Here is a 20179-nt window from a genome sequence, read left to right as displayed (position 1 = left end):
CGTCGCGGGAGTGTAACGCGTTTTCGCTACGAAAGTGGCGGTCGAAGATGCGCTCGAGGTCGCCGGCCGGAATGCCGATGCCTTGGTCGCTGAGACTAAACACCGCTTCGCCGTTTTCGACCACTAGCGCGGCGGCGATATGGCCGTCGGGATTGGAATAGCGGCAGGCGTTGTCGCCGAGGATGAACAACACCTGACGCAGGCGTTGTTTGTCGCCGCGCACCCAGACCGGGTGATCGGGCAGGTGCAGGGATACCGACAAGGCATTCTCCTCGGCCATGACTTTAAAATCCTCGATGGCGCCGCCGATCAATTCGGCGAAGTCCAGCCCATCCCATTCGAACTGCATCATCGTGGTTTCGGCGCGCGCCATGAATAGCAAATCGTTGACGTATTTACCCAGTTGTTCGGACAGTTCGACGATGCGGTGCAGCGCGTCTTGGTACTCTTCGGGATCGCGTTCGCGGCCGCGCAGCGTGACTTCGGCCTCGCCGCGGATTACCGTGATCGGCGTGCGCAGTTCGTGCGAGATGTCGGCGAAGAATTCGCGGCGGGCGTTGTCCAGTCTTTGCAACTCTTCGTTCAGTTGGCGCAACTCTTGGGTTCGTTCGGCGACGCGGCGTTCCAGCACGGATCGGCCCTTGCGCAATTTTTCCTGCTGGCGTTCGAGTTCCTGGGCCATTTGGTTGAAATGCTTGGCCAGATAGGCAAATTCGTCGCCGCTGTCCAGCGCCAGCCGATAGCGCAGATTCCCGGAGGCAATTTCGTTGGTGCCGGCCATCAAGGCTTCCAACGGCTTGCGCAAACCGCGCATCAAGTAAAGGCCGGACGTCAGGCTGAAAGCGGCGGCCAGCAGGGCGCTGCCGATCGCCAGCCAGCGCGAGCGTTTGACCAGCGCTTCCAATTCCTCGCGGGCCTTGTCGGCCTTGGCCCGCTCCGCATTGATCGCGACATCTATCAAGGGTTGAAATTTGCCGTCGATTTCCTCTTCCGAAAATTTGGACAGCAACTGGGTGGCTTTTTCGCGTTTACCTTGTTGGCGCAAGCGCTCTACTTCGTCGAAACGGTATTTGCTGGCGTCCAAGAATGCGGTGAAATGGGCGACTCGCTCTAGCTCCGCGGATTTCCCGGACCAATCCGCCCGGTCCTCCGCCGAGGGTTGGACCGCCGTCGCGCGTAACGCGGAAACCGCGTCGTAAAGGTGCTGCTTGGAAGTGTCGACGCCGGCTTGGGCGGCAGGGCTGTCGGTAATCAGACGGTCCAGCCGTTCTTTAAAATGCCGGTAAGCTTCCAGCGATAGGCGCTGATAATGGTCGAAGGCTTCGTAAGCGCGCTGGCTGCGTTGGAAATAACCGGCGACCTGATTCGTTTCCCAGAACATCGTGCCGCCCATGGTTAGCACGAAGCCGAACGAGATGGCGATGACCAGCGTCAGGCGGCGGCGAAACATGGCGGTTTATTTGGCGTCGCCGCCGCTCTCGTCGAGTTGCTTTTCCATGGAGCGAATGGCTTCCAGTTTTTCCCGCAATAAACGGGTCTCGTCGGTTTTCGGCGTTCCGACATCGCTCCTTTCCTTCGCTTCCGCCGGTTGGGCGGTTCGTTGTTTGCGTTCCAGGTTGCCGAGTTTTTTCGAATAACCTTGAATTTGCTTCAACGTCGCGGTTTGGGTGGTTACGAATTGCTTCATCGCTTCGTCCGGCAAGGCCGCCGGCGGCAGGTTACCGACGTCGTCAAGGATTTTCGCAATATCGCCGCAGGTGTCGGAAAAGACCCGGCCAACCAGAATTTGCAGCCGGTTGGTCAAATTCGGCGCCTCTTTGTTTTGTTTGACCAGTGCTTTGCATTGCTCGGCGCGAGCCGCTGGGGTCAGTTCGGCGGTTTTCGCGGCGAACGCCAGCAGCCGGTCGAATTCGCTGGCTACTTTCGGCGGTGTGTAGCATTCTGGCGTAGGCGGGCTGGGCTGGGGTTCCATTTGGGCGCAGCCGGTTAAAAGCGCGACACTCAGAACGGCGAGTTTGGATTTCATCATCGGGTTGTTACACGGGTTAAACGGCGATTTTACCGGTTCTAGTCGAGCATCGGTAGCGATAGTCGAAAGCGGTTGCCGTGCAGGCCGGGTTCGCCGTCCACCCAGGCCAATTTGCCCTGGTGGTTGGCGATATAGGTTTTGACGGTTTCCAGATTCAGTTCGGCCATATCGCCGAAAGAGCCGGCCGGAAACCGGAAAAACGGTTCCAGGATCGCGCTGCGTAGCGCCGGATTGATGGTGGGGCCTTCGTCTTCGATTTCCAGCTCCAATTCGGTATCCTGGAGACGTAAGCGCAACGTGATTTCGCTGTCTTCCGGAGCGTGAGCCCAGGCTAGCAGCAACAACTGTTCGACGATCAGGTGCAGTTGGTCGGCAACGCCGGAAATGACCGCCGGTTGGGTCTGTTTCTTCAAATGCAGCGACTTGGCGCGTAACTTGGCGCGCAGTCCGCTGATCACTTCGTCGATCAAGTTTTCCAGGTCGATCAAGTCTTTTTCTTCCGGCTCCTGGCTGAATTGGCTGTCGTTTAGCTGTCGCAGGCAGTCGTCGTACAGTGCTTGCAGGTCGGCGACCGCGTCGTGCAGGTTACTCGGATCGCCGCCATGGCCGAGCGAGTGTAGGCCGATCTTCAACGCGGCCAGCGGGGTGGCGATCTGTCGGGTCATGCCGGCCATGGTTTGATGTTTGGCGTATTCCAGTTCGTGCAGGCGGTTTCTCAGCCATTCCAGGCGATTCCCGAGTTGTCGCCAATCTTCCAGGCCGTCCAGCAGTATCGGCTCGGCCAGACCGCCGCTCAGGCCGCGTACCGCGCGTTCCAATTGGCGGATGGCACGCATTTGCACATAGACCAATCCGATCACCAGCAAGGCGGAAATCGCCGCCAGCAAGCCGCCCTTGATCATGACATCCCGTTCCAGCGCGGCCGATTGGCGGTTCAATTGCCGAAAGCGCTGATCCACGTAGGTTTCAAAATCCCTGGACAGGGTGGCGGCCGATTCACGCAAACTTTGAAAGGCTTCATCCAACGGAAGCTTGATATCGTCTTCGCTGGCCGAACCGATGATTTGTTGGTAAATCAAGACTTCTTTCTCGGCCAATTCGTTGGCCAACAGCGCGATGCGGTTGTCGACTCGCAGTTTCAATAGTTCGTTCAACGCTTGCTTAAAGGTGGTTCGGGTGGCTTCGTAGGACTCGCGCTCGTAGGGTTGGCGCAGCGCCGGATCGGACAGCAAAACGAACAAGCGCGCCTTGCGCTCCACGTCCGAGGTCTTTTGCAGCACCAGCCGAATGTTTTGGGTTTGCTCGAATATTCGGGTATTCAATTCTCTGCCCAATGCCGAGGCCTCGCGCATCGTGGCCGCCGAATGAACAGCGGCAACGAACAGCGGGATTGCGGTCGCGACGAAGCCCAGCGCGGTCAGGGCCTTGAAAGAAATCAGTTTTTTAAAGTTCATCCTAACGTCGCCGCCTTGGTCATAATGCAATAGTAGTGGGAATTCCGGAATTCGGTAGGTTCGCGCCCGCCTGCTTGCCGCGAAATGGATGGGATAATGCCGGGTGGCCTTCATTTAATTTTAATCAAAACTTCAGGGTTAATCTCATCTGGATGGGCTAATCTCTGGTCCCGTATACGCTCGAAAAAGTACCGGCATAAGAGAAACAATGGCTTAGGCGTGGTATCTGGATTGTTTTTCATAAGCTCTCGAGTTCACTGGCAAGGGCGCTAACGAGGCAAGCCGCGAGGCAGGGTTCAGCCCCGCGATGATCGAAATCCTACACTGGCTCCCAAAGTAAACTGGGAGTGCGGTCACTGAAATTTAAAGGAGTATTCACTTGGTTTTCCAGCAGCACACCTTCGATAGTTGTTTCGAGGTCGTTTTGGCAGATACCCCCGAGAGCCAGCGTATTCATTACAATCTGAGGTACCAAGTCTATTGCGACGAAATGGGCTACGAAGACAAATCGCGTTTTCCGGACAAAATGGAGTACGACGAATGGGACCATCATTCGGTGCATTTTTTGGTGCGCGATAAACTCTCCAAGCAATGGTTGGGCGGATTGCGTTTGGTATACCCGCAGTGCTTCGAGTTTCCGTTCGAGCACAAATGCAACGATGTCGCGCCGATTTCGGAAGAGCAATATCTGCAGGCGGTGGAGATCTCCCGCTTATGCGTGATCAAGCAGGCCCGTCGCGTGGCTCAGCCGGGCAGCGAGGATTTGGGCGGCAACGTCACGATGTTGCGGGCTTACCGTCAACAGAGTAAAAGCCTGATGTGGGGTTTGTACCGGGCGGCCGTGCTGTATTGCGCCCGTAACGGCGTCAAGCATTGGTTTATTCTGGTGTCGCCATCCTTGGCTCACGCGGTAAAAAAAGAAGGCTTCCAGATGACGCAAGCCGGCAATCCTTGTGAGTTCCGCGGCCAGCGCATACCTTATATACTGGACGTCGATCAAATTCTGGCGAATCCGTTCTGGCTGACCGATTACCGAAACGAATATCTGCGGTTTTCCCAACTCGACCGCGTCGCGCCGGCGGCGCTCAAAGCGACGGCGTCAGGTCGCTCGCAGTTCGGATCAGTTCGCTGAGTTCGCGGATCAGCGCGTCCCTGGCGCTGGTCTTGCGCCAAACCAGGCCTATCGTTCGATTCGGTGCCGGCGGCTGAAACGGTAGATAGCGAAGCCCGGCCTCGGCGCGCGCCGCGATACGCGGCACCAAGGTAATGCCGGTTCCGGCTCTGACCATCTGTCGCAAGGTTTCCAGGCTGGTGGCGCGTACGTCCTGCTCCTCGTCCGCGCCAACCGTCCGACAGACTTGCAGGGCGTGACCGCGCAAGCAATGGCCTTCGTCCAGTAGCAGCAAGCGTTCGCCGTTCAAATCGTCCGCCACGACCGTCGCCTTGCCGGTTAACGGGTGGTCGTCGTGCACCGCCAATAAAAACTCGTCGTCGAACAGGGGCTGGCTGTCCAAAAAGTCCTCGTAAATCGGCATTGCCAGCAACGCGCAGTCCAATTGCCCGCCACGCAGTTGTTGCAACAGCTGCTCGGATTTTTCCTCGACTAGTATCAAGCGTATGCGCGGTAACGCGTGTTTGATCAGCGGTACCAGCTGTGGAAACAAATAGCTGGCCAACGTCGGAAACGCGCCCAAGCGCAGATTCCCGGACAGCGGGTCTTGAGCGGTGGCGGCCAATTCCTTGATGTTGGCTTGTTCCTTCAGGATGCGTCGGGCCGAGGCGATGATTTGCTCGCCGAGTTCGGTCGGCAATACCTTTTTATTGGTGCGTTCGAAAATTTGTATACCCAATTCGTCTTCGAGCTTTTTGATTTGAGTACTCAAGGTCGGTTGGCTGATGAAACAGCGTTCGGCGGCTTGGCCGAAACTGCGCAAATCGGCGACGGCAATCAGATATTGCAAGTCACGTAGATTCATCGCGTGCGATCGGAGGGGCGGGAGTTTTTAAACGGCATGGCGGTTACTATAGCCTATCCCTTTGAATGGGTAGCGGCTCTCGGTAGCCCGCATGGTTTGTTGACCTCCTGATTGGGTGCGGAGCATCTCATGCTGGCTTGTGCCATTCTTGATTGAATCGGAGATACCGATGAATTCTAAACTCATTCGTTTAGCCGGCATCGCGCTGGCCCTGGTCGCTGACCCCTTGCCGGCGGCGGACATCTACGAATTGTCTCGCGAAGGTAATCTGGCCGGAATTGCCGAGTACGTTCAGCGCGGCGGCGCGGTGAATACGATCAACGCAGACGGCTATCCGCCATTGATTTTGGCCGCTTACCACGGCCATCTACCGGCCGTGCAAGCGCTGCACGCGGCCGGCGCCGACGCTTGCGCCGAAGATACCAAGGGTAACGATGCCTTGATGGGCGTGGCCTTCAAGGGCGACAGCGAGACCGCGCGCTGGCTGGTTGAAAGCGCCGGTTGCAACGTCAATCACCGTAATCGGCTCGGCCAGACCGCGTTGATGCTGACCGCGCTATTCGACCGCGAGACCATCGCCGAACTGCTGCTGCGACACGGCGCCGATCCCGAGCTGCGCGACGCGTTGGGCAACAGCGCAGCCAGCCTGGCGCGGAGCCAGGGCCTGGACCGGTTCGTGGCGAAATTGCGGCCGCTCGCGAGCTTGCGTTGAGCCTTCAATCCCACGCCAACGCGCCGCCGCTCTGGTATTCGGTGACGCGAGTTTCGAAAAAGTTTTTCTCCTTGCGTAGATTGGCCTGTTCGTTCAGCCACGGTAAGACGTTTTTGGCGCCGGGGAAAGGCTCGATGAGGCCAAGCTGCCGGGCGCGGCGATTGGCGACAAAGCGGAATTGCTCGATATGCAAGCCGGCGTTGTAGCCCAGGATCGGTTCGCGTAGCAGGTAGCCGGCGTAATCTGCTTCCGCCGCTTCGGCTTCGTCCCACATTCGGCGGAGCGCATCGGTGTCGAGGACCAGGTTCTCTTCATCCAATAATTGCCGCACCACGCGGATGCCGAACGCGCAATGCAGCACTTCGTCGCGCATGATGTACTGGAGTTGTTCGGCGGTCCCGGTCATCAGGCCGCGCCGCTGCAACGCAAACACTGGGCTGAAGCCGTTGTAAAACCAGCAGCCCTCGAACACGGCGGCGAAAAACAGATAAGCCATCGCAAATTCGTGCAGCGCGTCGCGGTCGGTCAACGGCCGGCCGGATTGCAGCACGCCGTGCAAGCGGCGGTTGGCCAGCGCGATCTTGGCCTGAATTTCCGGCACCACCCGGTAGCGGTTATAGATTTCGCGCTGGTCCAGCCCCAGGGTTTCGATGCAATGCTGGTAGGTCCAAGTGTGCAGCGCTTCCTCGTAAACTTGCCGGGCCTGGTAGATTTGCAATTCCGGTGCGGTCATTTTTTCCATCACCGCTAGGCCGATGTTGCGCATCGCCAGAATGTCGGAAGTGGTTAAGTAAGCCAGCACGTTCTCGAACACATGGCGCTCGGCCGGCGTCAGTTTGTGCTGGTAATCGTGTACGTCCCGCGCCATCGAGATTTCCAACGGCGTCCAATGGTTGCGGTTGGCATTCAGGAAAAACGACCAGGCCCACGGGTACTTGAACGGCGCCAATTGGTTGATGTCGGCCTGGCCGTTGACCACCCGTTTTTGTTCGGCATCGACCGGAGGTAAAGCCGATTCGCCTGGAAGCGCCTCGCGTCCTGCACCGGCTTCCGACAGGTCCGGCGCCGCTACTCCAGCTTTAAATGCTTCACCCTGGTCTACTGGCGCGACCGGCAAATCCCAATCGTCGAATGCTAATCCAGCCTTCATTGGCAGGCCTCGCAATCCGGGTCGGCGATCGAGCAGACTTTTATATCGTTCCCACGCTCAGCGTGGGAATGCAGTTCTAACCGCTCTGCGGTTCCCGCCTTCGGAGCGTCCTCCACCGGGTTTCCACGCGAAGCATAGGAACCGTAATCGCCAGTGCCGCCGGCTTTTTCCATCGCCGTCGCCCCCAAGCCGCGCAAATAGTAAGTGGTCTTCAAGCCGCGTTGCCAGGCTAGCCGGTACAAACGGTCCAGTTTACTGCCGGTCGGCGCGGCGACGTACAAATTCAGCGACTGCGACTGGTCTATCCACTTCTGGCGGCGGGCGGCGGCTTCGATCAGCCATTCCGGGTCGATTTCGAACGCGGTGGCAAAACGCGCCTTGAGGTCGGCCGGCACCCGTTCGATGGCGGCCAGCGAGCCGTCGAAGTATTTCAAGTCGGCCACCATCACCGCGTCCCACAAGCCCAGCGCTTTCAACTCGCGGACCAGTGCGGCGTTGATCACGGTGAACTCGCCGGACAGATTGGATTTGACGTACAGATTTTGATAAATCGGCTCGATGGCCGCCGACACGCCGACAATGTTGGCGATGGTCGCGGTCGGCGCAATCGCCACGCAATGGGAATTACGCATGCCGACTTGGTCGATGCGCTCGCGCAAGGCTTGCCAATCCATGACCCCACCGGCCGGCACGCCCAAGTCGCCGCGCGTTTCGCTTAAGCGGTCCAGCGTATCCGGCGGCAACAAACCTTGTTGCCACAAGCTGCCGCCAAAACTGCTGTAGCGGCCGCGTTGCTCGGCTAAATCCGCCGACGCTTGGTAGGCGTGATAGCACAGCATTTCCGCCGAGCGGTCGGCGAATATCAGTGCTTCCGGGCTGGCGTAACCGAGCCCCATGCGCTGCAGACAATCGGCGAAGCCCATCATGCCCAGTCCGACTGGCCGGTGGCGCAGGTTGGCGTTACGGGCCTTGGCCGTCGCGTAATAGTTGATGTCGATGACGTTGTCCAGCGTGCGCATCGCGGTGGCGACGGTGCGGCGCAGCTTGTCGTTGTCCAATTGCCAGACGCCGCCGCGTTCCACCAAATGCGCCGGCAGATTCACCGAACCCAGGTTGCAAACGGCGGTTTCGTCGACCGAGGTATTCAGTGTGATTTCGGTGCACAGATTGGAGCTATGAATGACCCCGGCGTGTTGCTGCGGCGAACGCAGATTGCAGGCGTCCTTGAAGGTGATCCACGGTTGTCCGGTTTCGAACAGCACGGTCAGCATCTTGCGCCAAAGTTGTACCGCGCCGATGCGTTTAAACAATTTAATCTCGCCGCGCTCGGTCTTGGCCTCGTAGGCTCGGTAAGCTTCGGCGAAGGCCGCGCCGTAAAGCTCGTGCAAGTCCGGCGTGTCCACCGGCGAAAACAAGGTCCAGTCGCCGTTGTTTCTTACCCGCTGCATGAACAGGTCCGATACCCAGGCGGCGGTGTTCATGTCGTGGCAACGGCGCCGATCGTCGCCGGTGTTTTTGCGCAGCTCCAGAAATTCCTCGAAATCCAGATGCCAGTTTTCCAGATAGGCACACACCGCGCCCTTGCGCTTGCCGCCTTGATTGACCGCGACGGCGGTATCGTTGACCACTTTCAAAAACGGAATCACGCCCTGGCTGTGGCCGTTGGTGCCCTTGATCCGGCTGCCCAGCGCCCGCACCGGCGTCCAGTCGTTGCCCAGGCCGCCGGCGTATTTTTGCAGCAGCGCGTTTTCCTTGATGGCTTGATAAATGCCGTCCAAGTCGTCGGAGACCGTGGTCAGGTAGCACGACGACAGTTGCGGGTGGCGGGTGCCGCTGTTGAACAAGGTCGGCGTCGAGCACATGAAATCGAAGCTGGACAGTAGACGGTAAAACTCGATCGCCCACGCCTCGCGGTCGATTTCGTTTAGCGCCAAGCCCATCGCCACCCGCATGAAAAACCACTGCGGCAATTCGATGCGGCGGCCGTCGACGTGTAGAAAATAGCGGTCGTACAGGGTTTGCAAGCCCAGATAGTCGAATTGCAGATCGCGCTCGGCCAGTAGAGCCTGACCCAGCTTTTCCAAGTCGAATTCGGCCAGACGCGGGTCCAGCAATTCGGCGGCGATGCCGGCCGCAATGAATGCCGCGAAATCGGCGGGGTAATGTTTGCTCATCGCCGCTTGAGTCGCCGCCATGCCCAGTACTTCCAGGCGCAAATTGCTCAATAACAAGCGCGCGGCGACCTTGCCGTAATCGGGTTCGGCTTCGATCAAGGTCCGCGCGGCCAGCACCAGGGCCTGGCGCACAGCCGCCAGCGGCATGCCGTCGTACAGATTGGGCAGGGTTTGCGTCCAGACCGTCTCGGCATCGACATCGTTCAGCCCGGCGCAGGCCTCGCGGCACAAGGCGATGAACCCGGCGCTGTCCAAGGGCAGGCGTTGGCCGTCGTCGTCCACGTGCAAAGCGGGAGCGGGTTTGTCGCCGGCTTGCCGGGCAGCGCGTTGCTCGGCGTGTTTCTCCCGGTACAGCACATAGGCGCGGGCTACGTCGTGGGCGCCTGAGCGCATCAAAGCCAATTCCACCCGATCCTGGATATCTTCGATAGGCACGGTGCCGCCGCCGGGCAGACGCCTGGTCAACGCCTCGACGACGCTGGCGGTCAACCCGGCCACCTGCTCGCGAATCCGCGCCGAATTGACGCTGTGCTGGCCTTCCACGGCCAAGAAGGCCTTGGTGATGGCGATGGCGATTTTTTCCGGCTGAAACGCAACCAGGGCACGGTTGCGGCGAATCACTTCCAAGCCGCTATCCGTTGGATACGAGGGGGTGTGTTTAACGGCTTCGGCAGGGCCGGGATAAAAACTGGCGGGTTGAGCGGCGCTATCCATGTGTTTCTCCACAAGGGGAGCGGGGACATGAAGCCGCAACGGCAGACGTAAAACGGAAGCCGGAGCCCGAACCGTAATGCTTGCCATCGTCCTCGGAGACACCCCGCTCCTGGTTGATAAAGGTTTCGAGGGCAGGTCTCCTGGCTTTCGGGTCGCCGTTTCGGTTCGGCCTTCCCGGACTCGCGTCCAGTGGCACGGATTGAACCTCAACTCGCCGATTACAGTTGCGGGGGCAGCTCCGGCTTACAGACGATCATGCGAACAGCACAAAAACGCCAACCGGATTCCCTTTTAATCCCCTTCGGGGGGAACCGTCTTGGCGAGGGAGTTTAGGTGGGGAAAAACGATCTGTCAAGGCGATATTCACTATATGTAGTGTATGTTTTAGTAAAAATTTCATGTATATAGTTATAGATAAAAGAGCCCGGCGGGCCTCAGCCCGCTGCGGTGACTGTCCTGCCGGATGGTTGGCGAACGCCGCGTTGGAATCTGTCGAGACACGTCGAAGGCTTGATTGACGTGATACGGACGCTGGGATGTATTGCTTGTATATAGCATTCCGGAGTCACCCATGGCGACCAGTACCGTATTTACCAACAACTGCAGTCAGGCAGTGCGCCTGCCCGCCGACATGCGATTTCCCGACAACGTCAAAAAAGTTGAAGTCCGCGTCGTCGGTCAGGAGCGCATGATTGCCCCGGCGGACGCGGCCTGGGACAGTTTTTTTCTCAATGGCCCAACCGTCAGCGACGATTTTCTCAACGAACGGGCCAGTCAACAGCAGGGCGAGCGCGAGAGTTTTTAAGCGCATGCTGAAATATCTGCTCGACACCAACATCGTCATCTATGTGATTAAGCGGCGACCGATCGAGGTGTTGGCGACCTTCAACCGGCATCACGGCCGCATGGCGATTTCCGCCGCGACCCTGGCCGAATTAATCCACGGTGCCGAGAAAAGCCAATTCTCCGCGCGAAATCTCGCCACGGTAGAAGACTTTTGCAGCCGTTTACAGATATTGCCTTACAACGACAGCGCCGCAATGCATTACGGCGGCATACGCGCCGCGTTGGAGAAGATCGGCCAGCCGATAGGCGTCAACGATCTGCATATCGCCGCTCATGGCCGCAGCCACGGCTTGATACTGGTCAGCAACAACTTGCGGGAGTTCGAACGCGAGCCGGGGTTGTTGATGGAGAATGGGTTGGAGTGATTTTTCTGGTTAGGATGTGCTGAACGGTAGCGAAGCGCATCGATCGCGGACGATACGTGGAGGTTGTTTGGCGAGTCCTACGGGCCTTGATTAGTTGGGTGTCGCTGGCGCGACGGCTTGATTGAATGCCGGTTCCCGCACCAGCGGGCGGGTTTCTTTGGCTACAAAAACCCTCCCTGGTTTTCGCCCGTCGGGCCAGCCACTGGCTGTTCAAATTCGCTCCCGGCGAATTTGTGCTTGTCCTCGGCAATTGCTCCTGCATTGCTCTACCTCCTGCATCCATGCAGTCGAAAGAAAAGAAAACAAAAGACAAAGCTGCCGGGAGCAGATTTGGACGCCAACGTCGCACGAAGTGCGAGTGACCGGATGGCACGAGTCAGCAGGCGACCCGGATGCCGCTTGTATCCTGCGCTCCGAAGGATTTGAACGGGGTTTTCCGAAGGGGCATTCCAGCCCCTGCGGAAAACGCGATGCATCCTTGCATCGCCCCTGACGGGCAACGCCGCTCAAATCCTCCAGTGCTCGGCACGGCAAAACGGGAGAAAACCCTCCTGGAGGAACTGGGGCGGGATTTGGTGGTGGTAGGCCGATGACGAGGCATGCGGTTTTTTCCTGCCGCTGTTTATGGGATGATTCGCGCATATCGTAGGTTTTGGTCCAAGGGAAATCCCATCAACGCCTTTTAATTCGGAGTTCGTGCCATGAGTGTTTTTACCCAACAAATTCTCGAAGATATGGAAAAACTGCCGCCGGAAATGCAGGCTGAAGCCTTGGACTTTGTAAATTTTCTAAAATCCAAATGGATTAGAACCGAAGCGGACTCGAAACTCAGAGCAAGCAATAGCGGCGAAGCGGTCGCCGTTATGACGGAAATAGCCGCTAGAGCGACGGCGTTTCAGGGCATTGATACGCCGGAGGCTTGGCAAAGAGAAGTTCGCCAGGATAGGCCTCTGCCGGGAAGAGACTGATGCTGTTGGACAGCAATATCTTGATTTATGCAGTGCTGCCGCAATATGCGTCGTTGCGGCAATGGTTTGTGCAACAAGCAAACTTAGGCGTATCCGAAATCAGCCGCTTGGAAGTGCTTGGCTATCATCGGCTCACTGAGACGGATAAACAGGATTTTCGACGGATGTTTAATACGTTGATGGTCTATCCGATTTCCTCGGTCGTTATCGACTCAGCCATTCATTTACGTCAGCAACGCAAAATGTCGGTGGGCGATGCGATTATCGCCGCGACAGCCTTGGAAAACCGTCAAACACTAGTGACCCGTAACGTCGAAGATTTTGGTTGGCTAGAGGGATTAAAGGTGATTAATCCGTTATCGAATTCGGAAAATGAGAACTGATCTCGGCAAATCCTCCGGCGCTCAGCGCGGCAAAACGGGAGAACCCCCGTCGCGAAATTGGAAAGCGTCTAATATTTGCGAGGTTTTGTAGGGCGCATTAGCGGTATCGTCAAGCGCCGAATGTTTGAAGGCTAACATGCGGCGCAATACGGCAATGTCTATTGATGCTTGGATCGAACTTTGATTTTTCTCCTAATAAGAACCAAAAACGGTTTTAATTTAAATCTTTAAACTTTATCAAAAGGCGGTGAAATGGCTGAGCCAACAATAACGAAATTTTGCGTGATCTATGATGGAGATGATCATGAGAATCATGAAATTAATATTGGCATGTTAGGAAAGTCTCTTTCGGCGCTGGGAGATGCGATTACTGAGGCAAATGCGGTGTTGAACGGTGATGCGGGTAGTATAGATGTTCGCGTTAGTGCTGATCTAATTTCCGGGTCTTTCGGAATAGACATCCAAGTAATTCAAAGTGCTATAGATGCTAAAGATGTGATTTTGGCATTAGGCTTGGCAACAGGGGCAGTTACTACAGGTTCTGTTCTCGCTGTAATTGATTGGTTAAAAGGTGAAGAAATCACAATCATTGAGGACGAAGAAAATGGAATGAAAAAAATACATGCTGGAAATAGATTTATTGAATGCCAAGATGATATTGCAAAATTAGTTCAAGATACTAGAGTCAGAAAGTCGATAGAACAATTTATATATGAACCACTACAAAACCCTGGAACAAGCTGTTTCGCCACTAGAAAATCGAGAGATTCCGTTGAGGATGATGTTTTCATTGACAAGCAAACTGCAAAATCCTATACAGGATTGGTGATTCATCAAACTGAGAAGACCATACCCGTTGAAGCAACGATAAAATTTACCGCCGCGAACGTCAATAAACAGAGCGGGTGGCGAGCTATGATAGACGGTGAGGAACATGTGGTCCGTATGCAAGACGAATTCTTTTTGGAACGTTTATCCAATATGCAAGAACCACATGTATTTGGACGAAATTTTACGGTAACACTACAGGTAAAAACGATTGCGAAGTTAGGCTCTGAAATCGTTAAGTATGCAGTGGAACGAGTCCACCATGAAAGTGGAACCCCTAGTTAAAACCTATGAATTTTTCATTAACAGAACCATTGAGCCTCATATTTACTGCTGTCGGTTGTATTAGTCTTGCGATACTGGCTTACCGTGTTCTGAGTTTTTACCTAGTTATTTTTTTTTTGGCAAGAATATCAGCATCAGGTACGTTGATGTTGATGGTGTGATAAAAACAAAAAAATTTAGGCTTGATAAAGATGAAGACTTGTTAAATCTTTTGAATGAAATTGAAAGTAACAAAGATTTAAAGCGACATTTTTTAGGTCGGGGGAAATAATTGAAGAAGACTCCCAACCATGCTGCTACACCAAAAAGTAGTGATGCAAAAGCCGTCGGATTGATTGGAACAATCCTAATTTCGATTATCCAGCCAGTCGCGTTTCCTGATCCTTATAGTTCTATAAAACAAGGTATAGTGTCTGCCATCCCCATATTCAGTATATGGATTGCAAATTCAATAATTTGGATGTGGAGATATTGTAAGCCGGAAAATATAGATGGAATCCTTGTAAGGATAGCGTTAGATAAAAAAGAAAAAGAAATTCAAAAGCGTCTGAATGACCCTAATTTATCAGAAGATGCAAAGCAGAAATTAAAAAAGCTTTATGGCGAAATTGTCATAAAACGAGTTAATACATTTGATAATCTTTAACGTAGTTTTCCCATTGATACGCATGCATCTATCAGCTGCGTAGGTCCGATTAGCGAAGCATAATCGGACGAATGTTGTGTTTTACGAAACGAGCCTCGACAAATTTTGAATAAAATTAAATGAATTGAAGGTTTGTTATTAAAACGGATTCATTATGTGTAACATGAATACCGGTTTCTCGATCCGCGAAATCAATTTGTTATCAAGGCCTTTATTATGAAAGATGTTGGATGACATGCGTCCGATTACGCTTCGCTAATCGGACCTACCGATCCTGAGTTTAGAACCTTGAATTTTGGGATGGTATTCTCCCCTGATGCCGCGCCGAGCACCGGAGGGTTTGGGCGGATTTGCCCGACAGGGGCGATGCAAGGATGCATCGCGTTTTTCGCAGGGGCTGGGATGCCCCTTCGAAAAATCCCGTCCAAATCCTTCGGAGCGCAGGATCAAAGCGGCATGGGGTGGCCTTTTCTTTGGATACTTTCTTTTGGCCAAGCAAAAGAAAGTATCGCGGTCGCCGGTCCGCGAACCGGCATTAAAAAATTACCGTCGCGATAGCGACACCGAATCGGTAGGCGTAAAATAAATATAGCCGCCACGTCATTCATAATGACTCCACAACCGCAAAACCTTGACCTGTTTTTCGCCGCTTAAAACTTGATAATTCAAGCGAAGCTGAATGGTGGTACGCCGGGAATAGCGCCGAATCTCGAAGACGGTTTAACTCGACAGCATTGTAGCGCCACCCGCATGCTCCACCAGCCAGCGCAAATATTCCAATTCCGCATCCTCGTGTCGGCAAGCCAAGTACATGGTCTTGGCGATGGGTAGACCGGCAAAACGTAAACCGGTCAGGCCGAGTTTGGCGGATTTGTCGGCCAGTAGCCATTCCGGCAGCAGGCAAACGCCGCGGCCGGCGGCGGCCAGTTGCAGCATGATGTCGGTTTCCTCGACTTGCAGATGCGCGGCGGGCTCGATGCCGGCCGGTTGCAGCACCTTGCGGAACATGTCCAGCCGCTCGCGAGCGACCGGGTAGGTCAGCACGGTTTCGCCGCGCAGATCGGCCGGCGTTATTTCCGCGCGGCCGGCCAGCGGGTGGCTGTCGGCGACGATCAACACTAACTCGAAATCGAACAGCGGCTGGTAACTCAGCAGGCCGTTATCGATCGGGTCGGAGGTCAGCACCGCGTCCAGCTTGTACTGGCGGATCGCCTCGAACGACTCGAAGCGGTAGCGCGAGGTGACTTCCACCGTCAAATCCGGCCAAGCCCGCAAATAGGGTTGCAGGATGTTGCGGAACCATTCGTAGCATGCGTGGCATTCGATGCCGATGGTGAGTTTGCCGGTTTTGCCCTGGGCCAACTGGGCCAAGTGGTTTTCCGCCGAATCGACGGTGGCAATCACCGACTCGGCCACTTCCGACAAATAACGGCCGGCTTGACTCAACACCAGCGAACGGCCTTGCTTGTACCACAATGTCACGCCCAGGCGTTGCTCCAGGTTTTTGATTTGATGCGACAACGCCGACTGGGTCAGGAACAGCGTTTCGGCGGCCGCGCCGAGCGTGCCGTGGCGCTGCAAAGCCAGCAGGATACGCAAGTGAATCAATTCCATAATTATGAATTTATCTCATGAATTTGTGAGAAAGCATCGATTATCGTCACTCAAATGCCTGAATACAATGCCTGACTTGTAAAACATTCAACAATAGGCGGTTATCGATGATTAAAATTCACAATTTAGGTTTTCCCCGGATCGGCAAGAGCCGCGAACTGAAATTTGCGTTGGAGCGCTATTGGCGCGGCGAAATCGACGCCGACCAACTGCGCGCGGTTGGCGCCGATCTGCGCATCAGACATTGGCATTTGCAAGCCGGTTGCGGATTGGACTATCTGCCGGTGGGCGACTTTTCCTACTACGACCACGTGTTGGATACCAGCGCGATGCTGGGCGCGCTGCCGCCGCGCTTTGAATGGGCCGGCGGCGAGGTCGATTTCGACACCTATTTCCGGATGGCGCGCGGTCGCGGCGCGGACGGCATCGGCTGCCGGGCGTTGGATATGACCAAGTGGTTCGACACCAATTACCACTATCTGGTACCGGAGTTGAGCTCGGACCAGGTTTTCGCATTGTCCAGCCGGCGCTTGTTCGACGAAACTCGCGAGTTACAGGCGCTGGGTTACCGCCCCAAACCGGTGTTGCTCGGGCCGCTTAGCTGGTTGTGGCTGGCGAAAAGCGTCGGCGATTTCGACAAACTGAGCTTGCTGGAGCGCGTGTTGCCGGTGTATCGGCAAATTCTGCAAGGATTGGCCGAGCAAGGGGTGGAATGGGTGCAGATCGACGAACCGATTTTGGTGCTGGACTTGCCGGAAGACTGGCGCGCCGCGTTAGCGACGGCCTATGCAGAACTGCAAGCGCCGGCGCCGAAGCTGTTGCTGACGACCTACTTCGGCGGCTTGGGCGACAACGCGGCCCTGGCTTGCGCGTTGCCGGTGGCCGGCTTGCATCTGGATCTGACCCGAGGCGGCGGGCAACTCGACGCGCTGGCCGAGCTGGGCGGCGGCAAGGTGCTGTCGCTGGGTTTGATAGACGGCCGCAACGTTTGGCGTTGCGATTTGGCGGCGGCGTTGGCGACTGTCGATCGGGCGCGGCGAGCGTTTCAGGGCGAAGTGTGGCTGGCGCCGTCCTGCTCGCTGTTGCATGTGCCTATCGATCTGGAGCGCGAAACCGGGCTGGACCCAGCCGTCAAACCGTGGCTGGCTTTTGCCAAACAGAAATTGACCGAATTGGAGTTGCTGCGTTTGGTGTTGGCGGAAGGCGTGGATGCCGCTCAACCGGAATGGGACGCGGCGTTGGCGGCCGTGGCGGCGCGGCAGCGCGCGGCGAGCTTGGGTAGCGGCGCGGCGAGCCTCCCAAGCGGGCTGGCCGGGGATCTAGACCGGCGCGCCAGCCCGTTCCCGATCCGGCGGGCCGCGCAGCAGGCCGAACTGAATTTACCGCTGTTTCCGACCACGACGATAGGGTCTTTTCCGCAGACCCCTGAAATTCGCAAGGCCCGCTTGGACTTTAAGCGTGGCGAGCTGGCCGATGCCGATTACCGGGCTTTCATGGAGCGCCAAATCAAACAGTGCATCCGCGAACAAGTGGCGCTGGGCCTGGACGTGCTGGTGCACGGCGAGCCGGAGCGCAACGACATGGTCGAATATTTCGGTGAGCAATTGGACGGCTTCCTGTTTACCGGGCACGGCTGGGTGCAGTCCTACGGTTCCCGTTGCGTCAAGCCGCCGATCATTTACGCCGATGTTTCCAGGCCCAAGCCGATGACGGTAGCCTGGAGTCGATACGCTCAATATTTGACCGACAAGCCGGTCAAGGGCATGTTGACCGGGCCGGTCACATTGCTGAACTGGTCTTTCGTTCGTGACGACCAGCCCAGGGCGCAAACCGCCTATCAATTGGCGCTGGCCATTCGCGGCGAAGCGGTCGATTTGGAAAAGGCCGGCATTCGGGTGATTCAAATCGACGAACCGGCTTTTCGCGAAGGTTTGCCGCTACGCCGCGCCGATTGGCCGGACTATCTGGATTGGGCGGCGCGGGCGTTTCGAATCAGCGCCGGCGGCGTCGGCGATGCAACGCAAATTCACACCCACATGTGTTATTCGGAATTCAATGACATCATCGCCGCGATCGCCGAGCTGGATGCCGACGTGATTACCATCGAAACGTCGCGCTCGGATATGGCCTTGCTGGACGCTTTCGGCGAGTATCGCTATCCCAACGATATTGGGCCCGGCGTTTACGACATCCACAGCCCTAACATCCCCGACAGCGCGCAAATGTTGGAACTGTTGACGCTGGCCGCCCGCCATATTCCGGCCGAGCGGCTGTGGGTCAATCCCGATTGCGGTCTGAAAACCCGCCAGTGGCATGAAGTAAGGCCGGCGCTGGCGGCGATGGTCGTCGCGGCGGCTCAGGCTCGCCGGGAAGTCGATACCGTGCCGCTGGCGAGTGCCGGCTGATCCGGCCGGCGCGGCATGGCACCGCGTTGGGACGGATAGTCGGCATAGTATGGAATCGATGATTTCCACATGACTAAGGACTTGTTCACAAAAGCTGTGGATAAGTCTGTTGGCAAGCCGTTACCGAGTCGGCTAAGTTGTTGTCGCGGCTACACTGATGTTAAATTGACTAAAAATTAGACAATCGAACGCCGATGTTCGCAACGTCGGCGCCGCCGGCCATACTTGGAAAACGACATGATAGATTGGAACAGAACTTATGCGGCAATCTGGCGCCAGCGCCAGGCTTATCTACGGCCGGTACGGGAGATCGATCCGATTCGGCTGGAGCAGTTGTTCGGCATTGACGAGCAAAAACGCCAATTGGTGTTGAACACCGAGCGCTTTTTGGCCGGCCAACCGGCCAACAACGCCTTGTTGTGGGGCGCGCGCGGTACCGGTAAGTCGTCGTTGGTCAAGGCTTTATTGAACGCGTACAAGGACCGCGAATTGCGGGTCATCGAAGTGGATAAACAAGATTTGCTGTATTTGCCGGAAATCGTCGACGAAATTCGCGAGCATCCGCAGCGCTTTATCGTCTACTGCGACGATTTGTCGTTCGAAGCCGGCGATACGCTCTACAAGCCGCTGAAAAGCGTGCTGGAAGGTTCTATCGAACTGCCGCCGGAGAACGTCAAGTTTTACGCGACCTCCAATCGCCGGCATTTGCTGCCCGAGCGGATGAGCGACAATCTGGATACGCTTTTGATCGACGGCGAAGTGCATTATTCGGACGCCATCGAGGAAAAAATTTCGCTGTCGGATCGCTTCGGTCTGCGCTTGGCGTTTTATCCGCAGCATACCCAGACCTATCTGGACATCGTCGACAGTTATTTTCCGGATTATCTCGGCGACCGAGCGATTTTGCACAAGGCCGCGCTGGATTTCGCCCATTTGCACGCCGCCAAGAACGGCCGTACCGCCAAGCAGTTTTACAATAGCCGGGCCGGGCGCGGACCCGCCGATTGAGCTTGGCCGGCATGACCGCTTCGGGCATCGTCAGCAGTTTCTACGCGTATTTGTCGCGCCTGCGTTGGATCAAACGCTGGGGCTTGAAACGCAATGCCCATGCCGAAAACGTGATGGAACACAGTTGGGAAGTGGCGGTAATCGCGCATACGCTGGCTTTGATCAAAAACCGCTACTTCGGCGGCGACGTGGATGCCAATGCGGTCGCCGCCGCCGCGCTCTACCACGATGTCACCGAGGTCATCACCGGCGATTTGCCGACGCCGATCAAATACCATTCTCCGGAAATTCTCGGCGCCTATCGGCGCATCGAACAGCAGGCCGAAACCGAGTTGTTGAACCTGTTGCCGGAAGCCTTGCGTGGCGACTTTCAAGCGCTGCTGTGCCAGGCGTTGTTGCCGGAATCACAGCGTCAGTTGGTCAAGGCGGCCGACAAGATTTCGGCCTATTTGAAATGTCAGGCGGAATTGAAGGCCGGCAATGCCGAGTTCGAGCTGGCCGCCAAGCAATTGGCGGTGGATATCGAGGCCTTGCAACAACCGGAAGTAGTGTTTTTCATGGAAGCCTTCGCGCCCAGTTGCGGGTTGACGCTGGACGGTTTGATGCAAACTCGGTGACGGCC

18 protein-coding genes and 1 riboswitch are annotated in these 20179 nt (G+C 56.2%); of the genes, 11 read left to right on the top strand and 7 right to left on the bottom strand.

Translation table 11 applies throughout. The features are described from left to right. From BJL95_RS01020 to BJL95_RS01010, 3 genes are all read right to left on the bottom strand, one after another. On the bottom strand, positions 1–1450 hold a 1450-nt coding region (locus tag BJL95_RS01020; protein ID WP_254786655.1), incomplete at its 3' end, for a cell wall metabolism sensor histidine kinase WalK. Between the two features lie 6 nt (positions 1451–1456). After that, complete coding sequence (locus BJL95_RS01015) at positions 1457–2029, bottom strand: hypothetical protein (RefSeq protein ID WP_071154936.1); 573 nt, start codon at positions 2027–2029, stop codon at positions 1457–1459. Positions 2030–2067: 38 nt separating this feature from the next. Next, positions 2068–3483: a HAMP domain-containing sensor histidine kinase gene (locus BJL95_RS01010; RefSeq protein WP_071154996.1), complete on the bottom strand. Its 1416-nt coding sequence runs from the start codon at positions 3481–3483 to the stop codon at positions 2068–2070. Between the two features lie 379 nt (positions 3484–3862). Here BJL95_RS01010 and BJL95_RS01005 point away from each other — a divergent pair, with 379 nt between their 5' ends. Beyond that, a complete protein-coding gene (locus BJL95_RS01005; RefSeq protein ID WP_064031284.1) occupies positions 3863–4615 on the top strand; it encodes a PEP-CTERM/exosortase system-associated acyltransferase in 753 nt (250 codons plus the stop codon). Here BJL95_RS01005 and BJL95_RS01000 read toward each other — a convergent pair. After that, complete coding sequence (locus BJL95_RS01000; RefSeq protein ID WP_071154935.1) at positions 4569–5459, bottom strand: LysR substrate-binding domain-containing protein; 891 nt, start codon at positions 5457–5459, stop codon at positions 4569–4571. The genes BJL95_RS01005 and BJL95_RS01000 overlap by 47 nt on opposite strands. Before the next feature lie 169 nt (positions 5460–5628). Between BJL95_RS01000 and BJL95_RS00995 the strand changes: the two genes are divergently transcribed. Next, positions 5629–6171: an ankyrin repeat domain-containing protein gene (locus BJL95_RS00995; RefSeq protein ID WP_071154934.1), complete on the top strand. Its 543-nt coding sequence runs from the start codon at positions 5629–5631 to the stop codon at positions 6169–6171. Between the two features lie 4 nt (positions 6172–6175). Here the strand turns inward: BJL95_RS00995 and BJL95_RS00990 are convergent, their stop codons facing one another. Next, positions 6176–7321, bottom strand: a complete 1146-nt coding sequence (locus tag BJL95_RS00990; RefSeq protein WP_071154933.1) for a ribonucleotide-diphosphate reductase subunit beta — start codon at positions 7319–7321, stop codon at positions 6176–6178. Further along, positions 7318–10209, bottom strand: a complete 2892-nt coding sequence (locus BJL95_RS00985; protein WP_083385547.1) for a ribonucleoside-diphosphate reductase subunit alpha — start codon at positions 10207–10209, stop codon at positions 7318–7320. The genes BJL95_RS00990 and BJL95_RS00985 overlap by 4 nt, the downstream gene beginning before the upstream one ends. A gap of 112 nt (positions 10210–10321) precedes the next feature. Further along, positions 10322–10540: riboswitch (cobalamin riboswitch) on the bottom strand. Between the two features lie 240 nt (positions 10541–10780). Between BJL95_RS00985 and vapB the strand changes: the two genes are divergently transcribed. The 6 genes from vapB (at position 10781) to BJL95_RS00955 (ending at position 14530) form a co-directional block, all read left to right on the top strand. Next, a complete protein-coding gene (gene vapB, locus BJL95_RS00980; protein ID WP_071154932.1) occupies positions 10781–11014 on the top strand; it encodes a type II toxin-antitoxin system VapB family antitoxin in 234 nt (77 codons plus the stop codon). 4 nt (positions 11015–11018) lie between these two features. Continuing rightward, positions 11019–11420 carry a tRNA(fMet)-specific endonuclease VapC gene (vapC, locus tag BJL95_RS00975; protein WP_071154931.1) on the top strand — a complete coding sequence of 134 codons (402 nt, stop codon included), beginning with the start codon at positions 11019–11021 and terminating at the stop codon, positions 11418–11420. A 701-nt stretch (positions 11421–12121) separates the two neighbouring features. Next, positions 12122–12388, top strand: coding sequence for a DUF2281 domain-containing protein (locus BJL95_RS00970; protein ID WP_071154930.1), 267 nt, complete (start codon positions 12122–12124; stop codon positions 12386–12388). Continuing rightward, on the top strand, positions 12388–12771 hold the full coding sequence (locus BJL95_RS00965; RefSeq protein ID WP_071154929.1) for a type II toxin-antitoxin system VapC family toxin: 384 nt from the start codon (positions 12388–12390) through the stop codon (positions 12769–12771). Before BJL95_RS00970 ends, BJL95_RS00965 begins: the two co-directional genes overlap by 1 nt. A gap of 252 nt (positions 12772–13023) precedes the next feature. After that, positions 13024–13884, top strand: a complete 861-nt coding sequence (locus tag BJL95_RS00960; protein WP_071154928.1) for a hypothetical protein — start codon at positions 13024–13026, stop codon at positions 13882–13884. A gap of 271 nt (positions 13885–14155) precedes the next feature. Continuing rightward, a complete protein-coding gene (locus BJL95_RS00955) occupies positions 14156–14530 on the top strand; it encodes a hypothetical protein (protein ID WP_071154927.1) in 375 nt (124 codons plus the stop codon). Positions 14531–15250: 720 nt separating this feature from the next. Here the strand turns inward: BJL95_RS00955 and BJL95_RS00950 are convergent. Then, positions 15251–16144 carry a LysR family transcriptional regulator gene (locus BJL95_RS00950; RefSeq protein WP_083385545.1) on the bottom strand — a complete coding sequence of 298 codons (894 nt, stop codon included), beginning with the start codon at positions 16142–16144 and terminating at the stop codon, positions 15251–15253. A 107-nt stretch (positions 16145–16251) separates the two neighbouring features. Here BJL95_RS00950 and metE point away from each other — a divergent pair, with 107 nt between their 5' ends. From metE to yfbR, 3 genes are all read left to right on the top strand, one after another. After that, entirely contained in the window at positions 16252–18549 is a 2298-nt protein-coding gene (gene metE, locus BJL95_RS00945; protein ID WP_071154925.1) for a 5-methyltetrahydropteroyltriglutamate--homocysteine S-methyltransferase, read from the top strand. 237 nt (positions 18550–18786) lie between these two features. Further along, positions 18787–19557, top strand: a complete 771-nt coding sequence (locus tag BJL95_RS00940; protein ID WP_071154995.1) for an ATP-binding protein — start codon at positions 18787–18789, stop codon at positions 19555–19557. A gap of 11 nt (positions 19558–19568) precedes the next feature. Next, positions 19569–20174 (top strand): 5'-deoxynucleotidase, encoded by a 606-nt coding sequence (yfbR, locus tag BJL95_RS00935; RefSeq protein ID WP_071154994.1) that lies wholly within the window; start codon positions 19569–19571, stop codon positions 20172–20174. Positions 20175–20179 lie beyond the last annotated feature (5 nt).

It is taken from the genome of Methylomonas sp. LWB (assembly GCF_001856095.1).
Lineage (GTDB): Bacteria > Pseudomonadota > Gammaproteobacteria > Methylococcales > Methylomonadaceae > Methylomonas > Methylomonas koyamae_A.
This window is presented reverse-complemented; position numbering and strand designations above follow the sequence as displayed.

Bases quoted from the DNA above. Each gene is read 5' to 3' on its own strand.
- BJL95_RS00985 (WP_083385547.1), bottom strand. From the start codon at position 10,209: ATGGATAGCGCCGCTCAACCCGCCAGTTTTTATCCCGGCCCTGCCGAA.
- yfbR (WP_071154994.1), top strand. From the start codon at position 19,569: ATGACCGCTTCGGGCATCGTCAGCAGTTTCTACGCGTATTTGTCGCGC.
- vapB (WP_071154932.1), top strand. From the start codon at position 10,781: ATGGCGACCAGTACCGTATTTACCAACAACTGCAGTCAGGCAGTGCGC.
- metE (WP_071154925.1), top strand. From the start codon at position 16,252: ATGATTAAAATTCACAATTTAGGTTTTCCCCGGATCGGCAAGAGCCGC.
- BJL95_RS01015 (WP_071154936.1), bottom strand. From the start codon at position 2,029: ATGATGAAATCCAAACTCGCCGTTCTGAGTGTCGCGCTTTTAACCGGC.
- BJL95_RS00950 (WP_083385545.1), bottom strand. From the start codon at position 16,144: ATGGAATTGATTCACTTGCGTATCCTGCTGGCTTTGCAGCGCCACGGC.
- BJL95_RS00990 (WP_071154933.1), bottom strand. From the start codon at position 7,321: ATGAAGGCTGGATTAGCATTCGACGATTGGGATTTGCCGGTCGCGCCA.
- BJL95_RS01000 (WP_071154935.1), bottom strand. From the start codon at position 5,459: ATGAATCTACGTGACTTGCAATATCTGATTGCCGTCGCCGATTTGCGC.
- BJL95_RS00940 (WP_071154995.1), top strand. From the start codon at position 18,787: ATGATAGATTGGAACAGAACTTATGCGGCAATCTGGCGCCAGCGCCAG.
- BJL95_RS00965 (WP_071154929.1), top strand. From the start codon at position 12,388: ATGCTGTTGGACAGCAATATCTTGATTTATGCAGTGCTGCCGCAATAT.
- BJL95_RS00970 (WP_071154930.1), top strand. From the start codon at position 12,122: ATGAGTGTTTTTACCCAACAAATTCTCGAAGATATGGAAAAACTGCCG.
- BJL95_RS00960 (WP_071154928.1), top strand. From the start codon at position 13,024: ATGGCTGAGCCAACAATAACGAAATTTTGCGTGATCTATGATGGAGAT.
- BJL95_RS00995 (WP_071154934.1), top strand. From the start codon at position 5,629: ATGAATTCTAAACTCATTCGTTTAGCCGGCATCGCGCTGGCCCTGGTC.
- BJL95_RS01010 (WP_071154996.1), bottom strand. From the start codon at position 3,483: ATGAACTTTAAAAAACTGATTTCTTTCAAGGCCCTGACCGCGCTGGGC.
- vapC (WP_071154931.1), top strand. From the start codon at position 11,019: ATGCTGAAATATCTGCTCGACACCAACATCGTCATCTATGTGATTAAG.